Below are 990 nucleotides of genomic sequence, written 5' to 3'. Positions count from 1 at the left end.
GGTGGGTGATCTCTTTTTTCTTGCCATACTTTTCATACACGGCATATCCGTCCGTCTGGAGATAACCTTTGAAAGTGCCCAGTATGGCCAAAGGCGCACTGCTGCCCCGGGTAGGGCTATAATCAAAAAGCACAGTCCCATCCAGTGGAGCGTGGTATACCCAATAATAACCTTGATGGGCAGCCCCTTTCTTATCGCTATCGAGTACTTTTATAGGCGTTTCATCTACCTGTAGATATCCTTTTGCTTTTGTGTCGAAGACCAGTTGGTCGTAAAGTGGCTGGAGTTTGATCAGGGCTTCCTTTGTCCATCCCTCTATCGTTGAAGAAGCGATCTGTATGTTTTCCCGGGCGAAGATCTGCTTCTGGCGGTATAGCGGGAGATGATCGACATATTTATTTGTTAAGATCATCGCTAGCAGACCGGCTCCGGGAATGCCTTTATCAATGACACGCTCAGGGAGCTCGCCGATCTTAACGCCATCTCCATTTTTAGCGGCATACTTATAGCGGATATAGCGGTTGATATAGAACTTTGCAGGCTCACATTCCAGTTCCTCGGTGATCTCTTTGCCGATGCACACCATTTCAGACAGGTCACCCTCAGGGTGGATATGCTTTTCTATTACCGGCAAATGTTCGGGAAGCTTCGCACGCCCTTTGTGGTTTGGACGTTTACGGATATACTCGATCTTCTGCTTGACTTCCTCCTGCTGTTGCTGCGCTTCTGCGGGCTCAGCTTCAAAAGGAAGTTCGGTCTGGTTGGGGTCACCTTCGAAGCGTTCGCGCTTCTGCCCGAACTGCATGCGCTTGTACATGGCAAGCTGGGATTGCAGATATTCGATCTTTTCGTCTTTTACAGATGATTCCCGGGACAGGGATTGGTGTTCTTCGAAAAGCGACGATATCTGTAGGGTCTGTGCGGAAACAAGCTCCAAAAGCTCCTCTTTTGATAGATTTTCTAGCGCTGTTTCCATACCTTAAAGATACG

1 protein-coding gene is annotated in these 990 nt (G+C 48.4%); it reads right to left on the bottom strand.

Annotation, left to right across the window (positions count from 1 at the left end; genetic code table 11):
• Positions 1–976: IS66 family transposase (gene tnpC / locus G5B32_RS16910; protein ID WP_165292666.1), on the bottom strand; the 976-nt coding region annotated here is incomplete at its 3' end.
• Between the last annotated feature and the right edge of the window lie 14 nt (positions 977–990).

Source organism: Sphingobacterium sp. SGL-16 (assembly GCF_011043515.1).
In the GTDB taxonomy this organism is placed as follows: domain Bacteria; phylum Bacteroidota; class Bacteroidia; order Sphingobacteriales; family Sphingobacteriaceae; genus Sphingobacterium; species Sphingobacterium litopenaei.
This window is presented reverse-complemented; position numbering and strand designations above follow the sequence as displayed.